22 protein-coding genes are annotated in these 25,964 nt (G+C 69.2%); 11 read left to right on the top strand and 11 right to left on the bottom strand.

Annotated elements, in window-relative coordinates:
- Positions 1 to 28 precede the first annotated feature (28 nt).
- Together VL129_RS05325 and VL129_RS05320 are read right to left on the bottom strand one after the other, a co-directional pair.
- A complete protein-coding gene (locus VL129_RS05325; RefSeq protein WP_325410824.1) occupies positions 29 to 1,063 on the bottom strand; it encodes an AraC family transcriptional regulator in 1,035 nt (344 codons plus the stop codon).
- Positions 1,060 to 2,004 carry a carbon-nitrogen hydrolase family protein gene (locus VL129_RS05320; protein WP_325410822.1) on the bottom strand — a complete coding sequence of 315 codons (945 nt, stop codon included), beginning with the start codon at positions 2,002 to 2,004 and terminating at the stop codon, positions 1,060 to 1,062. Before VL129_RS05320 ends, VL129_RS05325 begins: the two co-directional genes overlap by 4 nt.
- 176 nt (positions 2,005 to 2,180) lie before the next feature.
- Here VL129_RS05320 and VL129_RS05315 point away from each other — a divergent pair, with 176 nt between their 5' ends.
- From VL129_RS05315 to VL129_RS05300, 4 genes are all read left to right on the top strand, one after another.
- On the top strand, positions 2,181 to 4,214 hold the full coding sequence (locus VL129_RS05315) for an NADPH-dependent 2,4-dienoyl-CoA reductase (protein WP_325410820.1): 2,034 nt from the start codon (positions 2,181 to 2,183) through the stop codon (positions 4,212 to 4,214).
- Positions 4,215 to 4,352: 138 nt separating this feature from the next.
- Complete coding sequence (locus VL129_RS05310; protein ID WP_325410818.1) at positions 4,353 to 5,675, top strand: chromosome partitioning protein ParA; 1,323 nt, start codon at positions 4,353 to 4,355, stop codon at positions 5,673 to 5,675.
- Between the two features lie 91 nt (positions 5,676 to 5,766).
- A complete protein-coding gene (locus VL129_RS05305) occupies positions 5,767 to 6,663 on the top strand; it encodes a 1-aminocyclopropane-1-carboxylate deaminase/D-cysteine desulfhydrase (RefSeq protein ID WP_325410816.1) in 897 nt (298 codons plus the stop codon).
- 105 nt (positions 6,664 to 6,768) lie between these two features.
- On the top strand, positions 6,769 to 7,149 hold the full coding sequence (locus tag VL129_RS05300) for a Gfo/Idh/MocA family oxidoreductase (protein WP_325410814.1): 381 nt from the start codon (positions 6,769 to 6,771) through the stop codon (positions 7,147 to 7,149).
- A gap of 1 nt (position 7,150) precedes the next feature.
- Here the strand turns inward: VL129_RS05300 and VL129_RS05295 are convergent, their stop codons facing one another.
- Entirely contained in the window at positions 7,151 to 8,104 is a 954-nt protein-coding gene (locus tag VL129_RS05295) for a DUF1853 family protein (RefSeq protein ID WP_325410945.1), read from the bottom strand.
- Between the two features lie 107 nt (positions 8,105 to 8,211).
- Here VL129_RS05295 and VL129_RS05290 point away from each other — a divergent pair, with 107 nt between their 5' ends.
- From VL129_RS05290 to VL129_RS05260, 7 genes are all read left to right on the top strand, one after another.
- Positions 8,212 to 9,102 (top strand): NAD(+) kinase, encoded by an 891-nt coding sequence (locus VL129_RS05290; RefSeq protein WP_325410812.1) that lies wholly within the window; start codon positions 8,212 to 8,214, stop codon positions 9,100 to 9,102.
- Positions 9,102 to 10,076: a metallophosphoesterase gene (locus tag VL129_RS05285; protein ID WP_325410810.1), complete on the top strand. Its 975-nt coding sequence runs from the start codon at positions 9,102 to 9,104 to the stop codon at positions 10,074 to 10,076. The genes VL129_RS05290 and VL129_RS05285 overlap by 1 nt, the downstream gene beginning before the upstream one ends.
- Positions 10,073 to 10,927, top strand: coding sequence for a rhomboid family intramembrane serine protease (locus tag VL129_RS05280; protein WP_325410808.1), 855 nt, complete (start codon positions 10,073 to 10,075; stop codon positions 10,925 to 10,927). Before VL129_RS05285 ends, VL129_RS05280 begins: the two co-directional genes overlap by 4 nt.
- A gap of 210 nt (positions 10,928 to 11,137) precedes the next feature.
- Positions 11,138 to 11,410, top strand: coding sequence for a YeaC family protein (locus tag VL129_RS05275; RefSeq protein ID WP_325410806.1), 273 nt, complete (start codon positions 11,138 to 11,140; stop codon positions 11,408 to 11,410).
- Positions 11,410 to 12,240, top strand: coding sequence for a DUF2797 domain-containing protein (locus VL129_RS05270; protein WP_325410804.1), 831 nt, complete (start codon positions 11,410 to 11,412; stop codon positions 12,238 to 12,240). Before VL129_RS05275 ends, VL129_RS05270 begins: the two co-directional genes overlap by 1 nt.
- Before the next feature lie 42 nt (positions 12,241 to 12,282).
- On the top strand, positions 12,283 to 14,940 hold the full coding sequence (gene pepN, locus VL129_RS05265) for an aminopeptidase N (protein ID WP_325410802.1): 2,658 nt from the start codon (positions 12,283 to 12,285) through the stop codon (positions 14,938 to 14,940).
- 553 nt (positions 14,941 to 15,493) lie between these two features.
- Complete coding sequence (locus VL129_RS05260) at positions 15,494 to 17,506, top strand: methyl-accepting chemotaxis protein (protein WP_325410800.1); 2,013 nt, start codon at positions 15,494 to 15,496, stop codon at positions 17,504 to 17,506.
- Between the two features lie 39 nt (positions 17,507 to 17,545).
- Here VL129_RS05260 and VL129_RS05255 read toward each other — a convergent pair whose 3' ends face one another.
- From VL129_RS05255 to VL129_RS05220, 8 genes are all read right to left on the bottom strand, one after another.
- Positions 17,546 to 18,304: an SDR family NAD(P)-dependent oxidoreductase gene (locus tag VL129_RS05255; RefSeq protein WP_325410798.1), complete on the bottom strand. Its 759-nt coding sequence runs from the start codon at positions 18,302 to 18,304 to the stop codon at positions 17,546 to 17,548.
- A 168-nt stretch (positions 18,305 to 18,472) separates the two neighbouring features.
- On the bottom strand, positions 18,473 to 18,928 hold the full coding sequence (locus VL129_RS05250; RefSeq protein WP_414705137.1) for a hypothetical protein: 456 nt from the start codon (positions 18,926 to 18,928) through the stop codon (positions 18,473 to 18,475).
- Positions 18,929 to 18,970: 42 nt separating this feature from the next.
- On the bottom strand, positions 18,971 to 20,590 hold the full coding sequence (locus VL129_RS05245) for a BatD family protein (protein ID WP_414705142.1): 1,620 nt from the start codon (positions 20,588 to 20,590) through the stop codon (positions 18,971 to 18,973).
- A gap of 2 nt (positions 20,591 to 20,592) precedes the next feature.
- Positions 20,593 to 22,296 (bottom strand): VWA domain-containing protein, encoded by a 1,704-nt coding sequence (locus VL129_RS05240; protein WP_325410794.1) that lies wholly within the window; start codon positions 22,294 to 22,296, stop codon positions 20,593 to 20,595.
- Positions 22,293 to 23,312, bottom strand: coding sequence for a VWA domain-containing protein (locus VL129_RS05235; protein WP_325410792.1), 1,020 nt, complete (start codon positions 23,310 to 23,312; stop codon positions 22,293 to 22,295). The genes VL129_RS05240 and VL129_RS05235 overlap by 4 nt, the downstream gene beginning before the upstream one ends.
- On the bottom strand, positions 23,305 to 23,787 hold the full coding sequence (locus tag VL129_RS05230; protein ID WP_325410790.1) for a DUF4381 domain-containing protein: 483 nt from the start codon (positions 23,785 to 23,787) through the stop codon (positions 23,305 to 23,307). The genes VL129_RS05235 and VL129_RS05230 overlap by 8 nt, the downstream gene beginning before the upstream one ends.
- A complete protein-coding gene (locus VL129_RS05225; RefSeq protein ID WP_414705141.1) occupies positions 23,784 to 24,728 on the bottom strand; it encodes a DUF58 domain-containing protein in 945 nt (314 codons plus the stop codon). The genes VL129_RS05230 and VL129_RS05225 overlap by 4 nt, the downstream gene beginning before the upstream one ends.
- On the bottom strand, positions 24,725 to 25,687 hold the full coding sequence (locus VL129_RS05220; RefSeq protein WP_325410786.1) for an AAA family ATPase: 963 nt from the start codon (positions 25,685 to 25,687) through the stop codon (positions 24,725 to 24,727). The genes VL129_RS05225 and VL129_RS05220 overlap by 4 nt, the downstream gene beginning before the upstream one ends.
- Between the last annotated feature and the right edge of the window lie 277 nt (positions 25,688 to 25,964).

Here is a 25,964-nt window from a genome sequence, read left to right as displayed (position 1 = left end):
ATGGCGCAACGCACAGCGGTCGTCGTACCTACCCGGTTCGCGTCGCGCGGCGAAATTCGCCGGGGGTCTGCGCGCTCCAGCGCTTGAAGGCGCGCTGGAAGGCTTCGGCCGAGGCGAAGCCGAGCAGGTAGGCGATCTCGCCGAAGGAGAGCTCGGTGTCGCGGATATAGGTCATCGCCAGGTCGCGGCGGGTGTCGTTGAGGATGTCGCGAAAGCGCGTGCCTTCCTCGGCCAGCTTGCGGCGCAGGGTCCAGCTGGGCAGCTGCAGGCGGCGGGCGATTTCCTCCAGGTCCGGCTCGCGACCGTGCAGCAGCGGGCCGAGCAACTGGGTGATGCGCTCGCGCAGGCTGCGGGTGCGGGTCAGCTGGGCCAGCTCGGCCTCGCACAGTTCCAGCAACTGGTGCCAGGTGCTCGGACAATGGGCGGGATTGCGCAATGCCAGCGCTTCACGATCCAGGCGCAGGCGATTGTGGCCGGTGGCGAATTCCACCGGACCGCCGAACACCTCGGCGTAGCGCCCGGCATAGTCCGGGGCGGGGAACTCGATCTCCACCCGCTGCGCCGCCAGCGGCCGGCCGGCCAGGGCGCCGAGCTGGTGCAGCCAGCCGGCCAGCAGCGCGTCGACCACGAAGCGGTTGTAGGCGTTGTAGGGGCTGATCGAATAGAAGTTCAGCCAGGCGCCGTCGGCGTCTTCCGCGAAGCTTGACTGCCCCCGATAGTTGGCGGCGTACAGCGGTTCGAAACGGATCAGCGTGCGCGCCGCCTCGCGCACCGTGGGCGCCTGGGCGGCGGTGACACCGGTCAGGCCGACCTGGGCGATATGGCTGAGACGGCCCATCTCAAGGCCCAGCGCCGGGTCGCCGCTCAGCTGCATGGCGGCATGGCCGAGGCGCATGTAGCGGGGAATCGACAGCCGCGCCCGGGGTTCGGCCAGGCGCGCCGGGTCCAGGTCGTACTGGGCGAGCAGGGGATCCGGGTCGTGGCCACGCTCGCGCAGGGCAGCAGCCAGGCTCAGCACGCTGCCCACCGAGAGGTCGCCCAGGCGCACGCGCGGTGCCTTCACGGCTCGATCCACTGGTTGAGCAGGTGCGTGCCGGGCAGGCTGCTGAGCTGCGGTGCCTGGGCCGGGGTCAGGGCGACGCCGCGCGGCACGCCGCCGATCGGCCAACTGAGTCGGCCGCGCAGGAACAGCGGCGGGCTGGTGCGTCCGTTGGGCAGCTGCACACGGCTCTGCGGCCAGCCGGGGAGCCAGTCGCGCTCGATCAGGTACTGCTGGTCGGCAACCGTCACCCGTTGCGTGGGGATGCGTACCGAGGTCCAGGGCCAGTCCTGCAGGAACGGCTCGCCGGTGATCCGGCCATCCGGTCCGAACACCAGGCTGAGGTTCCACAGCGGCCCGCTGCCGCTGTGCAGCTGGCCGTCGTCGTCGACGCGCGGTTCGGGCAGCAGGATGGAGCCGGCCTGCAGGGTCACGCCGTACTCCCTGGCCAGGCCGCCGAACAGGCTCTGGTAATCGGCGGCCATCTGCTCGGCCTTCATGCGCAGCAGGGCTTCGTCGAGGCGGTTGGCGTCCAGGTTGCGCAACAGCACGTTCATGGCCAGCAGCGGGTTGCCCAGCAGCAGCCAGTTGCGCACTTCCAGGCGGTCGCGGGCGCGGTAGAACTCCGGCTTTTCGCCGGTGGCCAGCAGCCAGGTGCCGATGTGGTCGGGCAGCACCACCAGGGTCTGCGCGTTCAGCAGGCCGGCGTCGCGGGCGGCGTCGAGCGCGGCGGCCAGCACCAGGCGCAGGTGCGTCGGACTCTGGTAATCGAACGGGAACAGCTGCGGACGGATGGTCAGCAGGTTGCCGTGGCGCACGGACGGCGGTGGCGGGCTGATCACCTGGGTGCGCAGGTCGGACAGGTAATGGATGGTCGGGCGTTCCTTGGCCCAGTCGAGAAAGATCAGCAGGCCGGCACCGGCGAGCAGCAGTAGGGCGGCGGAAATCAGCAGGGTACGTTTCATGCTGCACAGGGTAGGTGGCGGCACCGAGATTGCCAAGCTTGGCTGTGCGGCTCGATCAGTAAGTTGTCAGTTTCGATCATTGAGGGCCGCCGTCCGGCTGACTATCGTCTGGCTCCATAACAGGCCGCGTCGACGAATGCCGGCCAAGCACCCGTGAACCTGCCGGAAGGATCGCCATGACCGCTCGCTACCCGCACCTCCTCGCCCCGCTGGACCTGGGCTTCACCACCCTGAAGAACCGCACCCTGATGGGCTCCATGCACACCGGTCTGGAGGAGAAACCCAACGGCTTCGAGCGCATGGCGGCCTATTTCGCCGAGCGCGCTCGCGGCGGCGTGGGCCTGATGGTCACCGGTGGCATCGGTCCGAACGAGGAGGGCGCGGTATACGCCGGCGCCGCCAAGCTGAGCACTCCGGAAGAAGCCGAGAAGCACCGCATCGTCACCCAGGCCGTGCACGAGGCGGGCGGCAAGATCTGCATGCAGATCCTGCATGCCGGCCGCTACGCCTACAGCCCCAAGCAGGTGGCGCCGAGCGCCATCCAGGCGCCGATCAACCCGTTCAAGCCGCGCGAGCTGGACGAGGAGGGCATCGAGAAGCAGATCGGCGACTTCGTGAATTGCGCGCGTCTGGCCCAGCAGGCCGAGTACGACGGCGTCGAGATCATGGGTTCGGAAGGCTACTTCATCAACCAGTTCCTGGCGGCCCACACCAACCAGCGCACCGACCGTTGGGGCGGCAGCTATGAGAACCGCATGCGCCTGCCGGTGGAGATCGTGCGCCGCGTGCGCGAGGCGGTCGGCCCGAATTTCATCATCATCTATCGCCTGTCGATGCTTGATCTGATCGAAGGCGGCAGCGTCTGGGACGAGATCGTCACCCTGGCCAAGGCCATCGAAGCCGCTGGCGCGACGATCATCAATACCGGCATCGGCTGGCACGAGGCGCGCATCCCGACCATCGCCACCAAGGTGCCGCGCGCGGCCTTCACCAAGGTCACCGCCAAGCTCAAGGGCGAGGTGCAGATCCCGCTGATCACCACCAACCGCATCAACACCCCGGAGGTGGCCGAGCAGGTGCTGGCCGAGGGCGACGCCGACATGGTGTCCATGGCGCGCCCGTTCCTGGCCGACCCGGAATTCGTCAACAAGGCGGCCGAAGGTCGCGCCGACGAGATCAACACCTGCATCGGCTGCAACCAGGCCTGCCTGGACCACACCTTCGGCGGCAAGCTGACCAGTTGCCTGGTCAACCCGCGCGCCTGCCACGAGACCGAGCTGAACTACATCCCGGTCGCTCAAGGCAAGAAGATCGCCGTGGTCGGCGCCGGCCCGGCCGGCCTGTCCGCCGCGTGCGTGGCGGCCGAACGTGGCCATCGCGTGACCCTGTTCGACGCCGGCAGCGAGATCGGTGGCCAGTTCAACGTCGCCAAGCGCGTACCGGGCAAGGAAGAGTTCCACGAAACCCTGCGCTTCTTCCGCAATCGCCTGGAAAACACCGGCGTGGATGTGCGCCTGAACACCCGCGTCAGCGCCGACGAGCTGGCCAAGGGTGGCTTCGACGAGATTATCCTGGCCACCGGCATCGTGCCGCGCACCCCGGCGATTCCCGGCATCGAGCATGAAAAGGTGATCGGCTACCTGGACGCCATCCTCGAGCGCAAGCCGGTCGGCCAGCGCGTGGCGGTGATCGGCGCCGGCGGCATCGGCTTCGACGTCTCCGAGTTCATCACCCACGATGGCGCTTCCACCAGCCTGGACCGCGAGGCCTTCTGGAAGGAGTGGGGCATCGACCTGGGCCTGGAGGCCCGTGGTGGCGTGGCCGGCATCAAGGCGCAACCGCACGCGGCGGCCCGCGAGGTGTTCCTGCTGCAGCGCAAGAAGAGCAAGGTGGGCGACGGCCTGGGCAAGACCACCGGCTGGATCCACCGCACGGGCCTGAAGAACAAGAACGTGCAGATGCTCAATTGCGTCGAGTACCTGAAGATCGACGACGCTGGCCTGCATGTCAGCATCGCCGGTGGTGAGTCGCAGCTGCTGCCGGTGGACACGGTGATCGTCTGCGCCGGCCAGGAGCCGCTGCGCGAGCTGCACGACGGCCTGGTCGCCGCCGGCCAGCGCGTGCACCTGATCGGTGGCGCCGATGTCGCCAGCGAGCTGGACGCCAAGCGCGCCATCAACCAGGGCTCGCGCCTGGCCGCCGAGCTGTAAGCCTGTCGGACGCGCCGCCCGTCGCGGCGCGTCCGCTGTGGCGGGTGGGTTGCCAACGGCATCACGCTGCCCGGCCGAGGCTTTTCCTAGACTGCGAACCCCGCCTGGTGCGGGGTTCGTTGGTTTCAGGGGGTAAGCATGAGTCTGCAGGCCAAGCCTCAGCAGGTCGAAGCGGTGATGTTCTTCCGCGCCGGTGCCATCTGCAAGGAGATGCACCTGGCGGAATTCGAAGCGGTGCTGGACGGGGTGGTCAGTCTGGTGGATTTCGCCGACCAGCAGATCCCCGCCGCCTACGTGCTGATCACGCCCCGCCTGCACATCCGCGCGGTGGCCTTTTTTCTCATCGATTTCGACGAAACCGGCCGCGCCGACACGGGCTGGAACATCCCGCTGCGCCATCTCGCCGAGCAGGGCGCGCCCGGCCCCGACCTGGGCGGCGGTGCCATTCGCATCGCCTGCCGCAGTCGCTGTCCGGTGGCCTGGCATCAGATGCACCTGTGGGACCCGAGTCTCAAGCCCGGGCGCAACGAGTTGCTGCTGCTGCGCGATGCGGCGCGGCGCAACAACCTGGGCATCCTGGCCGACGAGGAGCTGCCCGCGAAAAGCGAGACCGGCAACCGGGTCGCGCCGGAAGTGGCCAAGAGCATGGCCAAGCGGCTGGCCCGCACGATGGATCTGCAGCATCGCCACAAGACCGCGCAACTGATCCGCCAGCAGCGTCTGCGCCTGCAGAGCCTGACCCAGCAGTACGAGGAACAGTTCGCCCGCCTGCGCCTGGAAGCCGAGCAGCGCGAGAAGGCGCTGCTCGAGCAGTTCGAGACCCAGCAGCAGGTGCTGGCTCGTCAGGAACAGTTGAATGTCGATCTGAAGGTGCAGCAGCAGAGCCAGGCCGATCAGTTCCAGCAAGCCCGCGAGGATTTCGTCCAGCAGTTGCGCTCGGCAGAGCGCGACGGGCGCAGCGAGACCGAGCTGCTGCGGGATCAGTTCGAGCTGGAAATGCAAGCGCGCATCGCCGCGGTGGTGGCCGAGCAGCAGCAGCGCCTGGCGGCGCTGCAGGCCGAGCTGGAGGCGCACCGCGAGCGGGAGGTCCGCCAGCAGGCGGAGGTGGAGCGCCTGCGCCAGAACCAGCTGCGCGGCATCGAGCGCCTGGCCGGGCTGGGCGTGATGTTCGTGGTCTACCACCCGGGCACCGGCCACCTGACCATCCCGCTGGCGGAGATCGGTCGCTACCAGGACGATCCCGAAGCGTTTGTGGCGGCCAAGTGCCTGGTGTCCCCGGAACACTATCGCGACTGGCTGGCCCACTATCAGCAGCCGACCTGCAGCGCCCGCCTGCCCAGCGGCGAACGCTGCGCCATGCCCATCGACCGCATCGATACGCCGAGCCGCTTCGTACGCGGCGAAAGCAGCTGCTGCGCGCGGCACCAGGCCAAGGTGCGCGCGGCGCGGGCGGCGGGCTAGGGCAGCGCCCTCTCCCCTTGTGGGAGAGGGCTGGGGAGAGAGGGCGAGACGACTGGACGGCCCCTTTCCCAAACCCTAGTCTGTCGCCCCCATGCTCATCCTCCCCGACTGGTCCCCCGAACCGCCCCTGCAGCGTCTCGAACTCGACTGGCTGACCCCGGCCGGCATCGACCTGGCGGTACTGCGCCTGGACCTGATCGACCCGCAGATTTCCGGCAACAAGTGGTACAAGCTCAAGCCCCATCTGCGCGACGCCGTCGCCGCAGGAAGGGCCGGGGTGATGACCCTCGGCGGCGCGCATTCCAATCACCTGCACGCCGTGGCGGCCGCCGGCGCACGCTTCGGTTTCGCCACCGTTGGCCTGCTGCGCGGCGATCCCTGCGACACACCGACGGTGCGCGATCTCGAAGCGTTCGGCATGCGCCTGCACTGGCTCGGCTACGGCGGCTACCGGGCGCGACATAGGGACGATTTCTGGGACGCCTGGCGGCAGCGCTACCCCGATCTGCACCCGGTGCCGGAAGGTGGCGGTGATCTGCCCGGCGCGCAGGGCTGCATCGAGCTGGTCGAGCTGGCGCGCCGGCAACTGCCGGCGCTGGGTTGGGACGACTACCACGGCTGGTGGCTGGCCGCCGGTACCGGCACCACCCTGGCCGGGCTGGCGCTGGGCGAGGCGGGGCAGCGTCCGGTGCATGGCGCGCTGGCGGTGCCCGAGGATCATGGCGTGCCGCGGCGCCTGGCGGAGCTGGGCCTGGCGCCGGGCGCCTATCGACTGCATTCGGCCAGCCGGGGCGGATTCGCGCGAGTGGACGATGAGCTGCTGGCCTTCATGCGCGACACCGAGGACGCGACCGGCCTGCCGCTCGAACCGCTGTACACCGCCAAGGCGCTGCTGGCGCTGCGCGAGCAGGTCTGCGCCGGCGCGGTTGCCGCCGGCACGCGACTGATCTTCGTACACACCGGCGGGCTGCAGGGCTGGCGCCACTGACCTTTGGTCGCAGGGGTGCGCAGCAAGCGGCTTGATGCAAGTCAATCCGGGTGCCAGCGCATGGCGGCACAGTGACATCGTCACTAATCGAGGGTTGTCTTACTCATGCAACAAGGTTTTCGTATTGCCGTCATCGGCGCCGGTGAGACCGGCACTCCGCTGCTCAAGCAGATGCTGACTTCGCCGTTCGTCACCGTGGTGGGCGTGGCCGACCTGGACCTGTCCATGCCCGGCATCGTGCTGGCCCGCGAGTTCGGCGTGCCGGTCACCGACAATTTCATGGAGCTGGCCGAACTGGGCGAGCGCGTGGACGTGATCATCGACGTCACCGGCGCACCCAAGGTGCGCGAGGCCCTGCGCAAGCACATGGTCGATACCGGCAACACCCACACCCTGATCATGCACGAGCGTATCGCCCTGCTGATGATGTCGCTGTCCGCCGGCCGTCTGGTCGGCTCCAAGCACGGCCATCAGGAATACGCCTGAGTCACGGCTCGCCCTGGCCGATAGCCGGCCAGGCGTCGGGCATCAGAAAGACCCGTTCCGCTTCCTCCCAGACGCCCGTATGCGTTTCCTGCAGGCGCACCAGCAGTTGTGCCGGGGCCGTTCGGGGCAACTGTTCCAGCCAGTCGTCGAAGCGTTCCGCCGTCCAGACTTCGCCATGCGGCAGTTGCGCAGTGGCCAGCCAGGCCTGCCGCGGCAGCGGCTGCCAGGGCCCGGGCGCGCTGTCCGCGCGCAAGGCGACGAAGCGCTCCCGTGTCAGCCAGTTTCCCCGGCAGTGCAGCGGGTGGGCGCCCGCCGGCGCGGCGCAGCCGTCCGGCCAGGGGTAGAAGAGATAGCCGCCCAGCCAGAACTCGGCCTGTACGTCGTCGGGGCGCAGGTCGGCCAGCGCCAGCTTGCCGTGGCGGCTGCTGGACAGCGGCAACTGGTGCCGGGCCAGATGGTCCAGCTTGCGGTCCAGGCGGTCTTCGCTGCCCGGGCCCAGCCACTGGGCTGCGTCACGGCCGTCGCCCTGGCGCGGGCCGAGGTAGAGCTTGACCGCCAGTTCCAGGTGGTGAACGCCGTCGTCGTCGCGCAGCAGCAGATCCAGCTCGCCCAGGGTGCGGCCGCCCAGGCGGATCGGCAGATTGCAGGCCAGCAGCAAAACGCCGGGCGCCGCCTGCAGGGCGAACTGCCAGAGCCGCTCGTAGTACAGGCCCAGGCGGCGCAGCGGCCCGCGCGCCAGCCACTCCAGCAGCGGCTCGGGCTGTTCGTCGAGGCGCAGCAGCCAGTCGGCCAGCCGGCCCGGTTGACGCGCCCAGCCGCTGCCGGCCAGCGGGTGGCGCTGCGGCCATTCGCTGTGCTCCAGCAACGGCGGCGACAGCAGCGTCCAGGCCAGGTCGCGGACCACGGGCTGGCGCAGGCGGGGCAGCAGGTCGGTAAGGTCGAGGAAGGGGTGCATGGTGTCGAGCATAGTTGCGCTGTGCCCGGCGAATGACAAGGACTGCCCCTGGCAGTCGCTTTCGCCCATAATTGCCGCCACTTTGGCGCGCGGCGAACAGGAGTCCCATGGAGCAGTTTCGTAATATCGGCATCATCGGCCGCCTGGGCAGCTCCCAGGTCCTGGATACCATCCGCCGGCTCAAGCGCTTTCTGCTCGACCGCCACCTCAACGTGATCCTCGAGGAGGAGATCGCCGAGGTGCTGCCTGGTCACGGCCAGCAGGTCTGCTCGCGCCGGAACCTGGGCGAGGTCTGCGACCTGGTGGTGGTGGTCGGGGGCGATGGCAGCATGCTTGGCGCGGCGCGCGCCCTGGCCCGCTACAAGGTGCCGGTGCTGGGGGTCAACCGGGGCAACCTGGGGTTCCTCACCGACATCCGCCCGGACGATCTGGAGGAGAAGGTCGCCGAGGTGCTGGACGGCCAGTACACCGTGGAAAGCCGCTTCCTGCTGGAAGCCGAGATGCGTCGCAACGCCGTGCCCATCGCCCAGGGCGATGCGCTCAACGATGTGGTGCTGCACCCGGGCAAATCGACGCGGATGATCGAGTTCGAGCTGTACATCGACGGCCAGTTCGTCAGCAGCCAGAAGTCCGACGGCCTGATCATCGCCACGCCCACCGGTTCCACCGCCTACGCGCTGTCGGCCGGGGGACCGATCATGCATCCCAAGCTGGACGCCATCGTGGTGGTGCCCATGTACCCGCACACGCTGTCCAGCCGGCCCATCGTGGTGGACGGCAACAGTGAGCTGAAGGTCGTGGTGTCGCCGAATATGCAGATTTACCCGCAGGTGTCCTGCGACGGCCAGAACCACTTCACCTGCGCCCCGGGCGACACGGTGACCATTTCCAAGAAGCCGCAGAAGCTGCGCCTGATCCATCCGCTGGATCACAACTACTACGAGATCTGTCGTACCAAACTGGGCTGGGGCAGCCGTCTGGGTGGTGGTGGCGAGTGATGCAGTTCGATCCCGCGCGCGGCTACGACATCATCGGTGATGTCCATGGCTGCGCCGAAGCCCTGGAACAGCTGCTCGAACGCCTCGGCTATCGCCGGCAGGACGGCGTCTGGCGGCATCCGCGGCGCATGGCGCTGTTTCTGGGCGACATCATCGACCGGGGCCCGCACATTCGCGAGGCGCTGCACATCGTGCGTGACATGGTCGAGGCCGGGCAGGCGCTGTGCATCATGGGCAACCACGAATTCAGCGCGCTGGGCTGGGCCACCCCGGCGCCGCCCGGCAGCGGTCGGCTGTTCGTGCGCGAACACATCCGCCGCCACGCCATCCTGCTGCAGGAAACCCATCGGCAGTTCGAGGCGTATCCCGCCGAGTGGCAGGCCTTCCTCGACTGGTTTCAGGACCTGCCGCTGTTCATCGACGCCGGCGCCTTCCGCCTGGTGCATGCCTGCTGGGACAGCGCGCTGATCGACATGCTGCGCGTGCATTTCCCCGAAGGGCGCGTCGACCGCGCCTTCGTGCGCGCCGCCGGGCGTCCGGAGAGTTTCGCCGCCCAGGCCTTCAACCGGCTGCTGCGCGGCCTGGACATGCGTCTGCCGGAGGGTGTGGTGCTGACCAGCCGCGAAGGCTTTCCGCGTACCTTCTTCCGCACCAAGTTCTGGGAAGAGGATCCGCAGACCTACGGCGACATCGTGTTCCAGCCCGAGCCGCTGCCCGATCATGTCGCCGCCACGCCGCTGACCCCGCCACAGAAGCGCGAGCTGCTGCGCTACGGGCCGGACGAGCCGCCGCTGTTCGTCGGCCATTACTGGCGCGACGGCCGCCCGGCGCCGATTCGCCACAACCTGGCCTGCCTGGACTACAGCGCCGTGCTGGAGGGCCGCCTGGTGGCCTACCGCTTCGACGGTGAACACCGCCTGCAGGCCGACAAGTTCGTGTGGGTCGAGGTGGATCGCTCGGAGGCGCCGCGATGAGCGCCGTGGTGGTGCTGCGCCTGCCGCTGGAGGCCGATCTCAGCGGCTTCCTGGCGCTGCTGAAACGGATGGGCGTGCCTTGCCGGGTCAGCGAGGAAAGCGGTCAGCAGGTGCTCTGGGTGCCGGAAACACTGGCCGCGCAAGTGCGCGAGCTGTACGCGCGGTATCCGCAGGGCGACCCCGATGCGCCCATCGAGGGCGACGTCGTTTCTGCGCCAGGGCGCCGCTTCGGCAGCCTGCGCGAGGCGCCGCTGACCGCGCTGATGCTGCTGGTGACCCTGGTGGTGTTCGCCATCACCTGGGGCGGCGAGAACCTGGAGACCATCCGCTGGTTCAGCTTCACCGACTACGGCATCACCGAGGAATACCTGTACTTCGCGTCGGTCGAACATACCCTCGACAGCGGTCAGTGGTGGCGGTTGTTCTCCCCGATGCTGGTGCACTTCGGCTGGCTGCACCTGGCCATGAACAGCCTCTGGTACTGGGAGCTGGGCCGGCGGGTCGAGGCGCGCCAGGGCTGGTTGGGGCTGCTGGGCTTTACCCTGCTGTTCGCCCTGGTCTCCAACCTGGCGCAGTACGCCTTCGGTGGGGTGGGCATCTTCGGCGGCCTATCCGGGGTGCTCTACGGCCTGCTCGGACACTGCTGGCTTTACCAGAAACTCGCCCCCAACGCCGCCTACCGGCTGCCGCCGGGCGTGGTGGGGCTGATGCTGATCTGGCTGCTGGTGTGCCTGTCCGGCCTGGTCACCGCCCTGGGCCTGGGCTCCATCGCCAACGCCGCCCACGTCGGCGGCCTGTTGATCGGCTGCGCCACCGGCGTGCTGGGCGGCTGGCTGGCGCGCAGGCGCTGAGAGAAGGGTCGACACCCTGGCATGGCCCTAACCTTGTGGGGCCGGGTTTATCCCGGCCGACCGGGGTGGGAACCTCGCAGACGCGTGGTATCCAGCTCCGCTGGCCGGCATAAAGTCGGCCCCACAGGGAACAGCCGCGCGTTCCCGGCTTTTCCCTTAATCCTCCCGCCCCGCTAGAATGGCCGGCGTTTCACTTTTCCGGAGCCGGCCATGTCGTCCTTTATCGAAGCCATCGAAAACATCACCCCCGAGATCTACCAGAACCTCAAGCAGGCCGTGGAGCTGGGCAAGTGGCCGGATGGCCGCAAGCTGACCCAGGAGCAGAAGGAAACCTGCCTGGGCGCGATGATCGCCTGGGAGCTGAAGAACCTGCCCGAGGAAGAGCACACCGGCTTCATGAATGGCCAGGAATGCGGCTCGAAGAGCAAGAAGGCCGCCGCCGAGAACGAGCTGTTCGCCCCGGCCGCCGGAACCCGCCACTGATGCAGGAGCTCGGACGCGGCGCGCTGGACAAGATGGCCGTGCGCCTGGATGCCCCGGTGCAGTACGCCTTTCGCCTCGGCGAGCTGCAGGTGCCGGTCAATCCGCTGATCGGCAAGACCCTGCGCCTGGAGTACCTGGGCGCCATCCACTGCAGTCATTGCGGTCGCAAGACCAACAAGAGCTTCAGCCAGGGCTACTGCTACCCCTGCTTCAAGAAGCTGCCGCAGTGCGACCTGTGCATCGTCAGCCCGGAGAAGTGCCATCACGAACTGGGCACCTGCCGCGATCCCGAGTGGGGCACCCGCTTCTGCATGACCGATCACGTGGTCTACCTGGCCAACTCCTCGGGCATCAAGGTCGGCATCACCCGCGCCACCCAGCTGCCGACTCGCTGGCTGGACCAGGGCGCCACCCAGGCGCTGCCGATCCTGCGCGTGGCCACCCGGCAGCAGTCCGGCCTGGTGGAAGACCTGCTGCGCAGCCAGGTGCCGGACAAGACCAACTGGCGCGCGCTGCTCAAGGGCGACGCCGAACAGCTGGATCTGCCGGGCATCCGCGATCAGGTGTTCGAGGCGTGCGCCGATGGCATCGGCCACCTGCAACAGCGCTTCGGCCTGCAGGCGATCCAGACCGTGCCGGATGCCCAGGTGCAGACCATCCGCTATCCCGTCGAGGCGTACCCGAGCAAGATCGTCACCCACGACCTGGAGAAGACTCCCGTGGTGGAAGGCACCTTGCAGGGCATCAAGGGTCAATACCTGATTCTGGATACCGGCGTGATCAACATCCGCAAGTTCACCGCCTACAACGTCGCCGCCAGCTGCGCGTAGCCCGCCGGCGCCGGCGGTTTCGCGAACACAATTGAGGTTTCCATGCGTACCGAACAGCCGAACACCATCTACCTCAAGGACTATCAGGTTCCCGACTATCTGATCGACGAGACCACCCTGACCTTCGAGCTGTACGAAGACCACTCGCTGGTGCATGCCCAGCTGGTGATGCGTCGCAACCCGCAGGCGGGCGAGGGCCTTCCCGCCCTGGTGCTGCACGGCCAGGACCTGGAGCTGCTCAGCCTGAGCCTCAACGACCGCGAACTGGGCGCCGGCGATTATCAGCTCACCCCGGGCAGCCTGACCCTGCAGCCGGACGGCGCCAGCTTCACCCTGGACAGCACGGTACGCATCCATCCGGAAAGCAACACTGCGCTGGAAGGCCTGTACAAATCAGGCACGATGTTCTGCACCCAGTGCGAGGCCGAGGGCTTCCGCAAGATCACCTACTACCTCGACCGTCCGGACGTGATGAGCAGCTTCACCACCACGGTCAGCGCCGACAAGCAGCGCTACCCGGTGCTGCTTTCCAACGGCAACCCGATCGCCGCCGGCGACGGCGAAGATGGCCGTCACTGGGCCACCTGGCAGGATCCGTTCAAGAAGCCGGCCTACCTGTTCGCCCTGGTGGCCGGTGACCTGTGGTGCATCGAGGACAGCTTCACCACGATGAGCGCCCGTGACGTGGCCCTGCGCATCTATGTCGAGCCGGAAAACATCGACAAGTGCCAGCACGCCATGGACAGCCTGAAGAAGTCCATGCGCTGGGACGAGGAGGTCTACGGCCGCGAATACGACCTGGACATCTTCATGATCGTCGCGGTCAACGACTTCAACATGGGCGCCATGGAGAACAAGGGCCTCAACATCTTCAACTCCAGCGCGGTGCTGGCCCGCGCCGAGACCGCCACCGACGCCGCCCACCAGCGCATCGAAGCCATCGTCGCCCACGAGTACTTCCACAACTGGTCCGGCAACCGCGTGACCTGCCGCGACTGGTTCCAGCTGTCGCTCAAGGAAGGCTTCACCGTGTTCCGCGACGCCGAGTTCAGCGCCGACATGAACTCGCGCACCGTCAAGCGCATCGAGGATGTGGCCTACCTGCGCACGCACCAGTTCGCCGAGGACGCCGGCCCCATGGCCCACCCGGTGCGCCCGGACGCCTACATGGAAATCTCCAACTTCTACACCCTGACCGTGTACGAGAAGGGCGCCGAAGTGCTGCGCATGATCCACACCCTGCTGGGCGTCGACGCCTTCCGCAAGGGTTCGGACCTGTACTTCCAGCGCCACGACGGCCAGGCGGTGACCTGCGACGACTTCATCAAGGCCATGGAAGACGCCAGCGGTATCGACCTGACCCAGTTCAAGCGCTGGTACAGCCAGGCCGGCACGCCGCGCCTGCAGGTCAGCGAGGCCTACGACGCCGCCGCCAAGACCTACACCCTGACCTTCGCCCAGAGCTGCCCGGCGACCCCGGGTCAGGCGGACAAGCAGCCCTTCGTGATTCCGGTCGCCCTGGGCCTGCTGGACGCGCAGGGCAACGACCTGCCGCTGCAACTGGCCGGCGAAGCCGCCGCCCAGGGCAGCAACCGTGTGCTGTCGGTGACCGAGGCGCAGCAGTCGTTCACCTTCGTCAACGTGGTGGAGAAGCCGCTGCCCTCGCTGCTGCGTGGCTTCTCCGCACCGGTGAAGCTGAGCTTCCCGTACAGCCGCGACCAGCTGATGTTCCTCATGCAGCACGATTCCGACGGCTTCAACCGCTGGGAAGCCGGCCAGCAACTGGCCGTACAGGTGCTGCAGGAGCTGGTCGGCCAGCGGCAGCGCGACGAGGCCATGGTGCTGGATCAGCGCCTGATCGCCGCGCTGCGCACGCTGCTGGAAAACGAGCAGCTGGATCAGGCCATGGTCGCCGAAATGCTCAGCCTGCCGAGCGAGGCCTACCTGGCCGAAATCAGCGACGAGGCCGATGTGGACGCCATCCACGCCGCCCGCGAGTTCGTGCGCCAGCAGATCGCCGAGGCGCTGTACGAGCCACTGTGGGCGCGCTACCAGGCCAACCGCGAGCAGTCCCGGCAGACCCCGTATGTGGCCGAAGCCGGGCAGATCGCCCGACGCAGCCTGCAGAACATCGCCCTGAGCTACCTGATGGAGTCGGGCCGCGAGGAAGTGCTGGCCGCCTGCCTGGAGCAGTACGAGCACAGCGACAACATGACCGAGCGCCTGCAGGCGCTGGCGGTGCTGATCAATTCGCCGTTCGAGGCGGAGAAGGCCTCCGCGCTGGCCAAGTTTGCCGAGCACTTCAAGGACAACCCGCTGGTCATGGACCAGTGGTTCAGCGTGCAGGCCGGCAGTCCGCTGCCCGGCGGCCTGGAACGGGTCAAGGCGCTGATGGCGCACCCGGCGTTTACCCTGAAGAACCCCAACAAGGTGCGCTCGCTGATTGGCGCCTTCGCCAACCAGAACCACGTGAACTTCCATGCCCTGGATGGCAGCGGCTACCGCTTCCTGGCCGACCAGGTGATCGCGCTGAACGGCTTCAACCCGCAGATCGCCGCCCGCCAGCTGGCGCCGCTGACCCGCTGGCGCAAGTTCGCCCCGGCCCGCCAGGCGCTGATGCGCGGCGAGCTGGAGCGCATCCTGGCCAGCGGCGAGCTGTCGCCGGATGTCTATGAGGTGGTGAGCAAGAGCCTGGCGTAAGCACGGCGCTGGTTGCACAAAGGCCGCCCCGGGCAACCGGAGCGGCCTTTTTGTTTGCACGGCGCCTAGGGCGGTCAGCGTGTTTCTGGCCGCCGGAGGGCCGCGACGCCAGTGTGAGTGGTGGACAAGAAAAGCGGTGTCCACCCTACGGCCTGGCAGGCACGTCCCCTGTAGGGCCGGCTTTACGCCGGCCAGCGGAGCGGCATCCCCCGCCCGGGTATTGCTCCCACCCCCGTCGGCCGGGATAAACCCGGCCGGGCAGGTCCGGCCCCACAGGTTCTTTGCCGGCCGCTGCACGTCTCCTGTAGGGCCGGCTTTACGCCGGCCAGCGGAGCGGCAGGGCGCGCCTGGGTATCGCTCCCACCCTCATCGGCCGGGGTAAACCCGGCCCCACAGTTCTTTAGCGCTTTTCTGGCGCCTTTTTTCCGTCCTTGATCCTCATCATGGAGCCGCCTCCGGCCAGCCGATAGCTTTTCGCCACCTTCCCGTACTTTATTAGCCAGCTTGGTAATTCGGGGGAGGCGAGCGAATTGCCAGGCCGTGAGATCGTGCGATGAGAAGACTGTTCCGGCCCGCCGAGGCCCTGATGAATCGCCTGAACTACCCCCTCAAGTTTCTGGCCATGGGGCTGCTGATGCTGCTGGCGCTGGCCGCCATGCTGTGGGGCATCGCCCGGCAGCAGCAGGCGACCATCGAGCGCGCCGAGCAGGAACAGCACGCCGCCGCGCTGGCCCGGCCGGTTTCCGAGCTGGTGCGCCTGGCGCAGCAGCAGCGCGGCCTGTCGGCCCGTCTGCTGGGTGGCGACCGTGACGCCGAGGCGCCGCTGCGCGAGGTGCAGCGCGATCTGGGCACCGGTCTGGCGCAACTGGAGGAGCGGCTCGCGCCGGCCCAGCGCAGCGCTCTGGCGCGAGCCCGCGCAGACTGGCAGCGCATCGTCGACGGCCTGCGCGGTGCGAGCCAGGAGCAGAGTTTCGCCAGTCACGGCGCGCTGGTGGATGAGTTGCTGCGCCTGCAGGCACGCATTGCCGATGACCACGGGCTGACCTTCGATCCCGAGGCGCACACCTATTTCCTCAAGGCGGTGGCGGTCGAACGTTTGCCGTTCCTGCTCGAGCGCTTCGGGCGCCTGCGCGCGCTGGGCTCCGGGGTGCTGGCGCGGGGCGAGTCGACGCCCGAGGATCGCGGCATGCTGCTGGTACGGGTCGACGAGATCGCCACCGGCCTGCGCGACATGCAGGACAGCCTGGACAAGGTGGTCAGCCTGCATCCCGATCTGGGCAGCCGTCTGCAAGGTTCGCTGACCCGCCTGCGCGAGCGCGGCGCGGAGATCGAAAGGGTGGTGCACGGCCTGGTCTATCAGGATGAGCGGCGGATGAGTAGCCAGGCCTTCTATCGCCTGGCCACCGAGACCATCGACGAAGGCTACCGGCAGATGTTCGAGGTGCTGCTGCCCCAGCTGGACCACCTGCTGGCCGAGCGCAGCGCCCAGGCGCGCAGCGAGCTGCTGCGCAACCTGGCGCTGTTCCTCGGGCTGCTGGTGGTGGTGGGCTACCTGGCGACCGGCGCCTACTGGTCGGTGCTGGGCAGCGTCATCCGCCTGCGCGAGGGCAGCGAACGGCTGGCTTCCGGCGACCTGACGGTGCGCATCCGCCTGGAGGCGCAGGACGAGTTGGCGCGGGTGGCGGGCAGCTTCAATCACATGGCCGAGTCCATGGCCCAGCTGATTGGCGGTATCAAGGGCCATTCGGATCAGGTGGCGGACGCCGCGCACCAGTTGGCCGCCGCCTCCGGGCAGATCCGCGTGGCGACCCAGCAGCAGAACGATGCGGCGTCCAGCATGGCGGCGGCAGTGGAGCAGATGACCGTCAGCATCGAGGACATCAGCCGCAACGCCGCCAGCGCCGACGAACTGGCCAGCCGCTCGGGCCAGCTGTCGCGCCAGGGTGGCGAGATCGTCGCCTCGGTGGTCGGCGAGATCGGCGGCATCGCCGATTCGGTGGCGCATTCGGCGCGCACCATCGACGCGCTCGGCGAGCGCTCGGGCCAGATCGCCAGCATCGTCGACGTGATCGGCAACATCGCCTCGCAGACCAACCTGCTGGCGCTCAACGCGGCCATCGAGGCGGCGCGCGCCGGCGACAAGGGCCGTGGTTTCGCCGTGGTCGCCGACGAGGTGCGCCAGTTGTCCGAGCGCACTGCCGAATCGGCGCGGGAAATCGCCGACATGGTGCGTTCCATCCAGGACGGCATCCACGGCGCGGTGACCAGCATGGAGCAGGGCGTGGAGCGGGTCGGCGAAGGCGTCGGCCGGGCGCGCCGCGCCGGCGAGGCCATGGCGCAGATCAGCGAGGCCGCCGAGCAGGTGGTGTCGCGGGTGGCGGAAATTTCCCATGCCCTCAGGGAGCAGAGCATGGCGTCCGGGGAAATCGCCCGGCAGGTGGGGCTGATCGCGCGCATGACCGGCGAGAACGACGAGGCGGTGGCCAGCAACCACCAGACCGCCGGGCGGCTGGGCACGCTGTCCGATCAGTTGCAGAGCAGCGTCGGCCAGTTCCGCGCGGCCTGACTCGGCGGGGCGGGCAGTGGGATTGCCCGCCCCGTCGTTTCAATCGCGGTCGACGGCAAACCCCGCCCAGGCTTGGCGGGTGGGCATCACTTCCAGGAAGTTGATGTTGATGCGGTCCGGCAGGTTGGCCACGTAGAAGATCTGCTCGGCGATGTCCTCGGCGGTCAGCGGCGTGGTGGTGTTGTACAGGCGGTCGGAGGCCGCCTGGTCGCCCTTGGTGCGCACCAGGGTGAACTCGGTTTCCGCCATGCCCGGAGCAATGTCGGTGACCCGCACGCCGGTGCCCTGCAGGTCGCAGCGCAGGTTGTAGCTGAACTGCTCGACGAACGCCTTGGTGGCGCCATACACGTGGCTGCCGGGGTAGGGCCACTGGCCGGCGGTGGAACCGATATTGATGATGCTGGCGCCCGCGCCGGTGTCGATCAGGCTCGGCAGCAGCGCATGGGTGACGTTGACCAGGCCCTTCACGTTGGTGTCGATCATGGTGTGCCAGTCGGCCAGGTCCACGTTCTGCGCCGCCTGCGGCGCCAGGGCCAGGCCGGCGTTGTTGAGCAGCACACGCACCGGGCGGAAGGCGGCCGGCAGGGCCGCGACCACAGCCTGCACCGCCTCGGCGTCGCGCACGTCCAACGCAGCGATATGCACCGGCACCTGTGCGCCGAGTTCTTCCTGCAGCGCCTGCAGACGTTCGACGCGGCGGCCGGTGAGGATCAGCGACCAGCCAGCGGCGGCGAAACGGCGCGCCGCGGCGCGGCCAAAGCCGGAGGTGGCGCCGGTGATGAAGATGATCTTGGACATGGGTGATTAACCTCTCTTTTTCTGAAAACCCGCGGACCGTCGCACCGAACCCGTAGGAGCGACTTCAGTCGCGAGCTTCTGGTGGGTCGCATCAAAAGCATCGCGGCTGAAGCCGCTCCTACAGAAGCCGGACGAAGCCCCGCAAAGCCGCAACAGACGACGAAGTCCTTACAGCAGCGCCTCGTCATCATGGATCAGCACGCAATGGCGGCCGGCGTCATCCTCGTGGCAGGCGTACAGGTAGTACATGGTCACCTGGCCGCGTTCGTTCATCACGGCCACATAGTCGCCCGGCTCGGGGGTGAAGAACTGCGCGGTGCTGGGCGCGGCGCAGCACTCGATGAGCGCGGTGACGAACTGCTCGGGGTCCTCGTCGCCGAAGAAGTCCTCCAGCTCGGCCTCGCCCCAGTGGGCCGGCGCCTGGAAGGCACCCTCGAAGCGGATGCGCGCATCTCCGAGGTCTTCCTCCTCGGTATCCGGGTCATCGTCCTCGGCGGAGCGGTACAGGGTGCAATCGCAGGCCTCGGCGCTGTCCAGCACCTGCTGGCGGGCCTGCAGGCGCTTGGCCGGGTCCAGGCCGTCGGCCTCGCACATTTGTGCCCAAAGGGCGTCGTCAGGGGTCACGGAACGTTCTCCATCATCGCCGGGGCGCGGGCGCCGGCAGGGTCATCGGGGATACAGGGGTGGCAGTCCGCCGTTGCCGTTGCTGGCGGGCGTGCCGTCCGGTCGGGGCGGCAGGTCGCGGATGGCCAGCCACAACTGCTGGCCATCCCATTGCTGGCCGCTTTCGCCATACAGCACGCCATTCAGACCATCCAGCGCGTCGGACAGCGGCACGCAGCGGGCGGCCATTTCCGCCAGGGTTTCCGGCAGCGCGCGGGCCCAGGCATCCAGCGCCTGGCGGGTGGCCTGCGGATCGTTGGCCTGGCAGGCGCGCTTGAGTTCGTCGAGCAGGCTGCGCGGGTTCGCGGCGACCGGCAGGCTGCGCGGAATCGCCGGCTGGCGGCGGGCATGCCACCACAGGCCGAAACCGAGCAGGCTGGTCAGACCCAGCAGGGCGGTGCTCAGCTGCCAAGGCCACAGCCGCGCGGTGGAGCCGGCGGCGTCGCCGGAGGTCGGCGGGGTTTCCAGCAGCGGGTCGGCCTGCACGGCGAGGCGGCGCGCCGGCAGCGTGGCGCGCTCCAGGCGATCGCTGGTCAGGTTCCACCAGACGACTTCCAGCGCCGGGATCTCCAGCTCGCCGGCCTGGGTCGGCACCAGCGCCTCGCGCTGTTCGCGCACGCCGGTCAGCCCGGTTTCGCCGATGCGGCTCTCCAGCTTCGGCTGGTCGGGATAGCGCCGCAGACCCGGCACCTCGGCGAGCGGCAGCGGCGGCAGCTGGGTACCGGCCAGGCCCTCGGCGCGCAGGGTCAGGCTGCGGGTCAGCGAGTCGCCGACGGTGAGCGGCTCGCTCGCCTCGCTCCAGTGCTCTTCCAGGGTCAGCGCGGTCGCCGGCAGCCAGGGTGTGTCGGCCGGATACTCGGCGGGAATCGGCCTGACCTGCAGTGGAATCACCGGCGAGCTGACCTGCACGCTGCGGCCGGTGCGCGGCCCGAAGGGGTTGAAGGTGTCCGGGTCGTTGCGCTCCACCAGGGTGGCGCTGAACACCTGGGCGGGCAGTTCCAGCTCGCCGCTGCGCAGCGGGTGGATGGCGTAGCGCACCTCGATGACGCCGTGGCGCACGCCGTTGATGCGCGTCTCGTAGGTGCGCGGCTTGCCGAGCTGCTCGATGCGTGCTTCGGGGGTCTGCAGCGGGGTCAGGGTGCTGTCGTCGAACAGCGACACGGAATGGTAGATGCGCAGGGTCAGCACCGCCTGGGCCTGCACATAGAGGTTGTCGCGGTCGAGGCTGGCATCGATGAACACCGGCACGCCCGCTGCGCTCGGCGTGCTGGCCTCGCTGACCTGCAGGGTGATGGGCGCGGACACCGCCTCGCCGACCCGCAGCGGCGGAATCACCACGTAGCCGGTGCGCCGCGGCAGCAGGGTGAGGATCCAGCGCGTGCTGTTGCGGGTGCCCTGTCCATCGCGGACCACCCGGTTGACCTGGCGGCTGTCCAGCACCTCGAACAGCGGCAGCAGCGGGGTCAGGTCGGGCTGGCCGGTCAGCGACAGGCCGGACAGCTCCAGGGTCAGCTCGACACTGTCGCCTTCGGCCACCTGCTGGCGGTCCACGCTGGCCAGCAGCTCATTGCCACGGGCCACGCCGCTGAGCAAAAGAAGGCAGAGCAGACCGAGGGTTCGCATCATCACGGGGTTTCCTGTCGCTGTTGCTGTTCGAGGCGAAACTTGCGGCGCAGCAGTTCGGCGGGGTCATCGGGAATCTGGCGCAGCCATTGTTCCAGGGCCTGGCGGCGCTCGCGATCCAGCGGCGCCTGCGTGGCGGTGGCGGCTGCGGGGTCGCCGTCGCTGCCCGCGCTGCCCTGTCCGCCCGCAGCCGTGGCTTCGCGGGGCGGGCTCGGCTCGCCCGATTGCGCCTCGCCCGGCTCGGCCTCGGCGTCCGTCGGCTGCTCGCCCGCGCCGCCGGCAATCGGTGACGCCTGGCCGCTTGGCGCTTCCCGGGAGGGCGGTTCCTGCGCCTGCTGCCGCTCGCGTTCGGCCTGCCGCTGGCGCAGCAGTTCCTCCACCTGCTGGCGATTGTGGCGGGCCTGTTCCAGCTGCGGGTCGCGCTCCAGCGCCTGGTCGTAGGCCTGCAGCGCCGCCTCCAGTTGATCGGCCAGGGCCAGGGCGTTGCCGCGATTGTAGTGGTCGGCCGCCTGGTCGCCCTGGGCGAAGCGCTCGGCAGCCTCGGCGTACTGACCGGCCAGGTACAGGGCGTAGCCCTGGCGCTGGGGATCGGCAAACACCCTGGCGGCGTCCTCCGGCTGGCCCGCGTCCAGCAGGCGCTGGCCCTGCTGGTCGGCGCGCAGCCACAGGGTGTCGGCGGCGTAGCCGGGCACCGGCATGAACAGCAGCAGCGGCAGGCAGAACAGCCAGCCGCGCCGGCCGGCGCAGGCGGCGAGCAGCAACAGCGGCAGCAGCAGCCAGTAGCCCTGGTCCACCCAGTGCTCCAGGGGCAGTGCCTGGCCGTGTTCCTCTTCGCTGGTCGCGGCTGCCAGCAGGCCGAGAGCGCGCAAGTCGGCGCTGTCCGGACGCAGCGGCTGGTAGGCGCCGCCCACCTGCTGGGCGAAGCGCTGGTGGCTGGCGGCGTCCAGGCGCGGCAGCACAATGGCGCCCTGGGCGTCCTTCAGGAAGCTGCCGTCCTCCAGCACGATGGGTGCGCCGCGCGCGGTGCCCACGCCGAGCACGTCCAGGCGGTCGCCATCGCGGGGCAACGCGGCGATGGCGGCCTGTTCCGTGTCGCTCAGACCGCTGGTCAGCAGCAACAGGCGCCCGCTGCCCTGGCCGGCCTGCTCCAGCAGTTCCAGGGCACGGGCCACCGCCAGGTCGGCGCGCTGCCCGGGCTCCGGCATGATGGACGGCTTGAGCGCGCCGAGCAGGTTCAGCGCGGTGGCCAGGTCATCGGAGAGCGGCACCAGCACATGGGCGCTGCCGGCGTAGACGATGATGCCGGTCTGCGCACCGCGCCGCGCCTCCAGCAGATCGACCAGCGTGCGTCGCGCCTGTTCCAGGCGCGACGGCGACAGGTCGCTGGCCAGCATGCGCGGGGTCAGGTCGAGGATCGCCACCAGGGCGTCGCCCCGGCTCGTCGAGGCCTGCTCCATGCGCTGCCAGCTCGGCCCGAGCAGGGCCAGCAGCGCCAGCAGCCAGGCCAGGCCGAGGGCCAGCCAGGGCAGGCGGCTGCCCCGGCCGTCAGTGCCGGACAGCAGTAGCGCGTGGAAGGGACGCGGCAGCAGCAGTTGCCAGCGCGCGCTGCGCCGTTCGCGGCGCCACAGGTTCCACAGCAGCCAGGCGCTGGGCACCAGCAGCAATAGCCAGGCGGGGCGCAGCAGGGTCGGCCAGAGCTCGGTCATGGGCGCGATCTCCGTAGCCAGTAGGGCGCCATGCCCTGGGGCCGGATCACCCGCAGCACCAGCAGCAGGCTGAACAGCAGCGCGGCCGCCAGCGGCCAGGCATACAGCTCGCGGGTAAGGCGCGCCGGCAGGCTCTGTTGGGTCACCGGCTGCAGGCGGTCGAGTGTCTGGCCGATGTCCTGCAGGGCCGCGCTGGAATGGGCGCGGAAATATTGCCCGCCGGTCAGGTCGGCCATCGCCTGCAGGCCGGGTTCGTCCAGGTCCAGTCCCGGGGCCAGGGCGAATACGCCCAGCCCGCGACCCTGGCCGGGCAGGGCGCCGATGCCGATGGTGTAGAGGGTCACGTCGTTGTCCGCCGCCAGTTGCGCGGCGGTCAGCGGCGCCAGCGTGCCGCCGGTGTTGGCGCCGTCGGTGATCAACACCAGCACGCGGCTTTGCGCCGGTTGGTCGCGCAGGCGCTTGACCGCCAGGCCGATGGCGTCGCCGATGGCGGTGTTCGGCCCGGCGATGCCCACGCGGGCCTCCTCCAGCCAGGTGCGCACGGTGCGCCGGTCAAAGGTCAGCGGGGCCTGCAGGTAGGCCTGGCTGCCGAACAGGATCAGGCCGACCCGGTCGCCGCGCCGCTGTTCGATGAATTCGCCAAACAGCCGCTGGACCAGGCCCAGGCGGCTGATCGACTGGTCCTGCCACTGCATGTCCGGGTAGTCCATGGAGCCGGACACATCCACCGCCACCAGCAGGTCGCGGCCGCTGGCCGGAATCGGCAGGCGTTCGCCGAGCCACTGCGGGCGGGCGGCGGCCAGCAGCAGGCACAGCCACACCAGCATGAACGGCAGCTGCTGGCGCCAGGCGGGCAGGCTGCCGCCACGGGCGTGCTGGCCGCTGAGGTCCTGCAGCTCGTCGAGAAAGCTCACCTTGAGTACCGCCTCGCCACTGTCGGCCGGCGGCAGCAGGGCGCGCAGCAGCCAGGGCAGCGGGGCGAGCAGGACGATCCACGGCCAGGCGAACTCAAACATGCTTGCGGATCCACAGGTCAATGGCCTGCTGCAGGGCCTGCAGCGCCTTGTCGTCGAGCTGGCAGTGCGGCCGGTAGGCGCCTTCGACCAGCACCATCCAGCGGGTCAGTCCGGCGGAGGGGCAGCGGCTGTCCAGGAAGGCCAGCCAGGCGCGGCCGCTCAGGGTCTGGCACTGGCTCTGCGGGTAGCGCTGCAGACACAGGCGCTTGAGCAGTGCGTTGATCTGCTGCAGCCAGGGACCGGCCTCGCGACCGTAGGGTTTTTCTAGGCTGTCGAGTTCCTGCAGGGCGGCCAGGCGCAACGGATCGAGCTGGGTGGGGCGTGGCGGGCGCCGGCGCAGGCGTCTGTACAACAGGTGCAGGCCCAGACCGGCCAGCAACAGTGCCAGGGTTAACAGCCACCAGCCGGGGGCCGGCGGCCACCAGGGCACCGGTGGCGGCGCGATGGGCGGCTGCAGGGTATCGAGGAGATTCATGGCTGCGCCTCGGGCGGCGCGCTCTGGAAATCGCGCAACTGATCGAGCAGCGCGTGGCGGGTGCTCAGCGGCAGCAGCAGCGCGCGCACCTTGTCCGCCAGTTGCTGCCAGCGCTGCTGGCGGGCCTCGCCACGCGCGCGGTAGGCCTTGCGCAGCTGGGGGTCGTAGGTGTCCAGCTCCAGCTGCGCGCCGTCCTCGGCGAAGCGCAGCAGGCCGGCGGCGGGCAGGGCGTGATCCAGCGGATCGGAGAGCGGCACGAGGATCAGTTCCACGTGCCGACCGAGCAGCGCCAGTTGCTGTTCGGAGGCGTCGTCCAGCGCGCGCTCGTCGCAGATCACCACCAGCAGGCTGCCGGGGCGCAGTACTTCGCGGGCGCGGCGCAGGGCCGGGCCGAAGGTGCCCTGCGGGCCGGGCATGTCGGCGTGCAGCGCGTGGTTGGCGTCGACCAGCCGGCTGAGCAGCTGCAGCAGGCTCTGCTTGCTGCGCCGGGGGCGTACCTCCGGCGCGCCGCCGCTGCCGAACACCAGGCCGCCGATGCGGTCGTTGTGCGCCAGCGCGGCCCAGCCGAACAGCGCGGCGGCCTGGGCGGCGAGCACCGACTTGAAGCGCGCGCCGCTGCCCAGGAACAGCGGCCGGCTCTGCTCGACCAGCAGGTAGACGGGACGCTCGCGCTCCTCGTGGAACAGCTTGGTGTGCGGTTGCTGGGTGCGCGCGGTGACGCGCCAGTCGATGGTGCGCACGTCATCGCCGGGCTGGTAGACGCGCACCTGGTCGAAATCGATGCCGCGCCCGCGCAGCCGCGAGCGGTGCAGGCCGATCAGCGTGCTGCGCCGGTAGGGCGTGGCGAACAGCTGCAGGCCGCGCAACTGGTGGCGGATGTCCACCAGCTCGCCCAGGGTGGTGTAGGCGCCGGCGGGGCCGGGAGCCAGGCGGTCCATCAGCCCACCGCTACCACGTCGAGCACCCGCTGCAGCACCTGGTCATGGTCGATGCCGGAGGCCTCGGCCTCGAAGGACAGGATGATGCGGTGGCGCAGCACGTCGAAGAACACCGCCTGGATGTCCTCCGGGCTGACGAAGTCGCGTCCGGCCAGCCAGGCATGGGCGCGGGCGCAGCGGTCCAGCGAGATGCTGCCGCGCGGGCTGGCGCCGTAGCTGAGCCAGGCCGCCAGGTCGGCGTCGAACTTGGCCGGGAAACGGGTGGCCATGACCAGTTGCACCAGGTATTCCTCCACGGCGTCGGCCATGTGCAGGGCGAGGATTTCCTGGCGGGCGGCGAAGATCGCCTGCTGGCTGATGCGCCGGTGCGCGCCGGCAGCGACGCCGTTCAGCGCCTCGCCGCGCGCCTGCTGCAGGATGCGCCGCTCCACCGAGGCGTCCGGGTAGCCGATCTTCACGTACATCAGAAAGCGGTCGAGCTGGGCTTCCGGCAGCGGGTAGGTGCCTTCCTGCTCGATGGGGTTCTGCGTGGCCATCACCATGAACAGCGGCGACAGCGCGTAGGTGCTGCGACCGACGCTCACCTGGCGCTCGGCCATGGCTTCGAGCAGCGCCGACTGCACCTTGGCCGGCGCGCGGTTGATTTCGTCGGCCAGCACCAGGTTGTGGAAGATCGGCCCCTGCTGGAACACGAAGCTGCCGGTCTCCGGGCGGTAGATCTCGGTGCCGGTGATGTCCGCCGGCAACAGGTCGGGGGTGAACTGGATGCGATGGAACTCGGCCTCGATGCCTTCGCCGAGCTCCTTGATGGCACGGGTCTTGGCCAGACCGGGCGCGCCTTCCACCAGCAGGTGGCCGTCGGCGAGCAGGGCAATCAGCAGGCGGTCGATCAGGCGGTCCTGGCCGAGGATTCGGCTGGCCATGAACTGGCGCAGGGCAAGCAGCGCTTCGCGGTGTTCCATTTCGGGGTCGTCTCTGGGTGGGCGAGTTCGGCCGGCTCGTCGGCAAGATGGGCACTTTAATTCAACTCGGGCGCGCTGACACGGGGCTTTGCGGGATTCCGCCGGGTGTCGCGGGTCGGCGAAATCCGGGCGGGGCGAAACGTCGCAGGGTGGCGGGCTGTCGCAACTGCGGTGGGCCACGGCTCCGCGCGGATTTCCGGCCGAGGTTCGGGCGCGCTGGCGGGTCCGGTGCGCCGGGCTACCGTTGAACGGAAACCCGGGCCCGTTACTATCGAAC

This window comes from Pseudomonas sp. (assembly GCF_035497915.1).
In the GTDB taxonomy this organism is placed as follows: Bacteria; Pseudomonadota; Gammaproteobacteria; order Pseudomonadales; family Pseudomonadaceae; genus Serpens.
The sequence above is the reverse complement of the archived record's forward strand: the minus strand, read 5'-3'. Positions and strand labels throughout refer to the sequence as shown.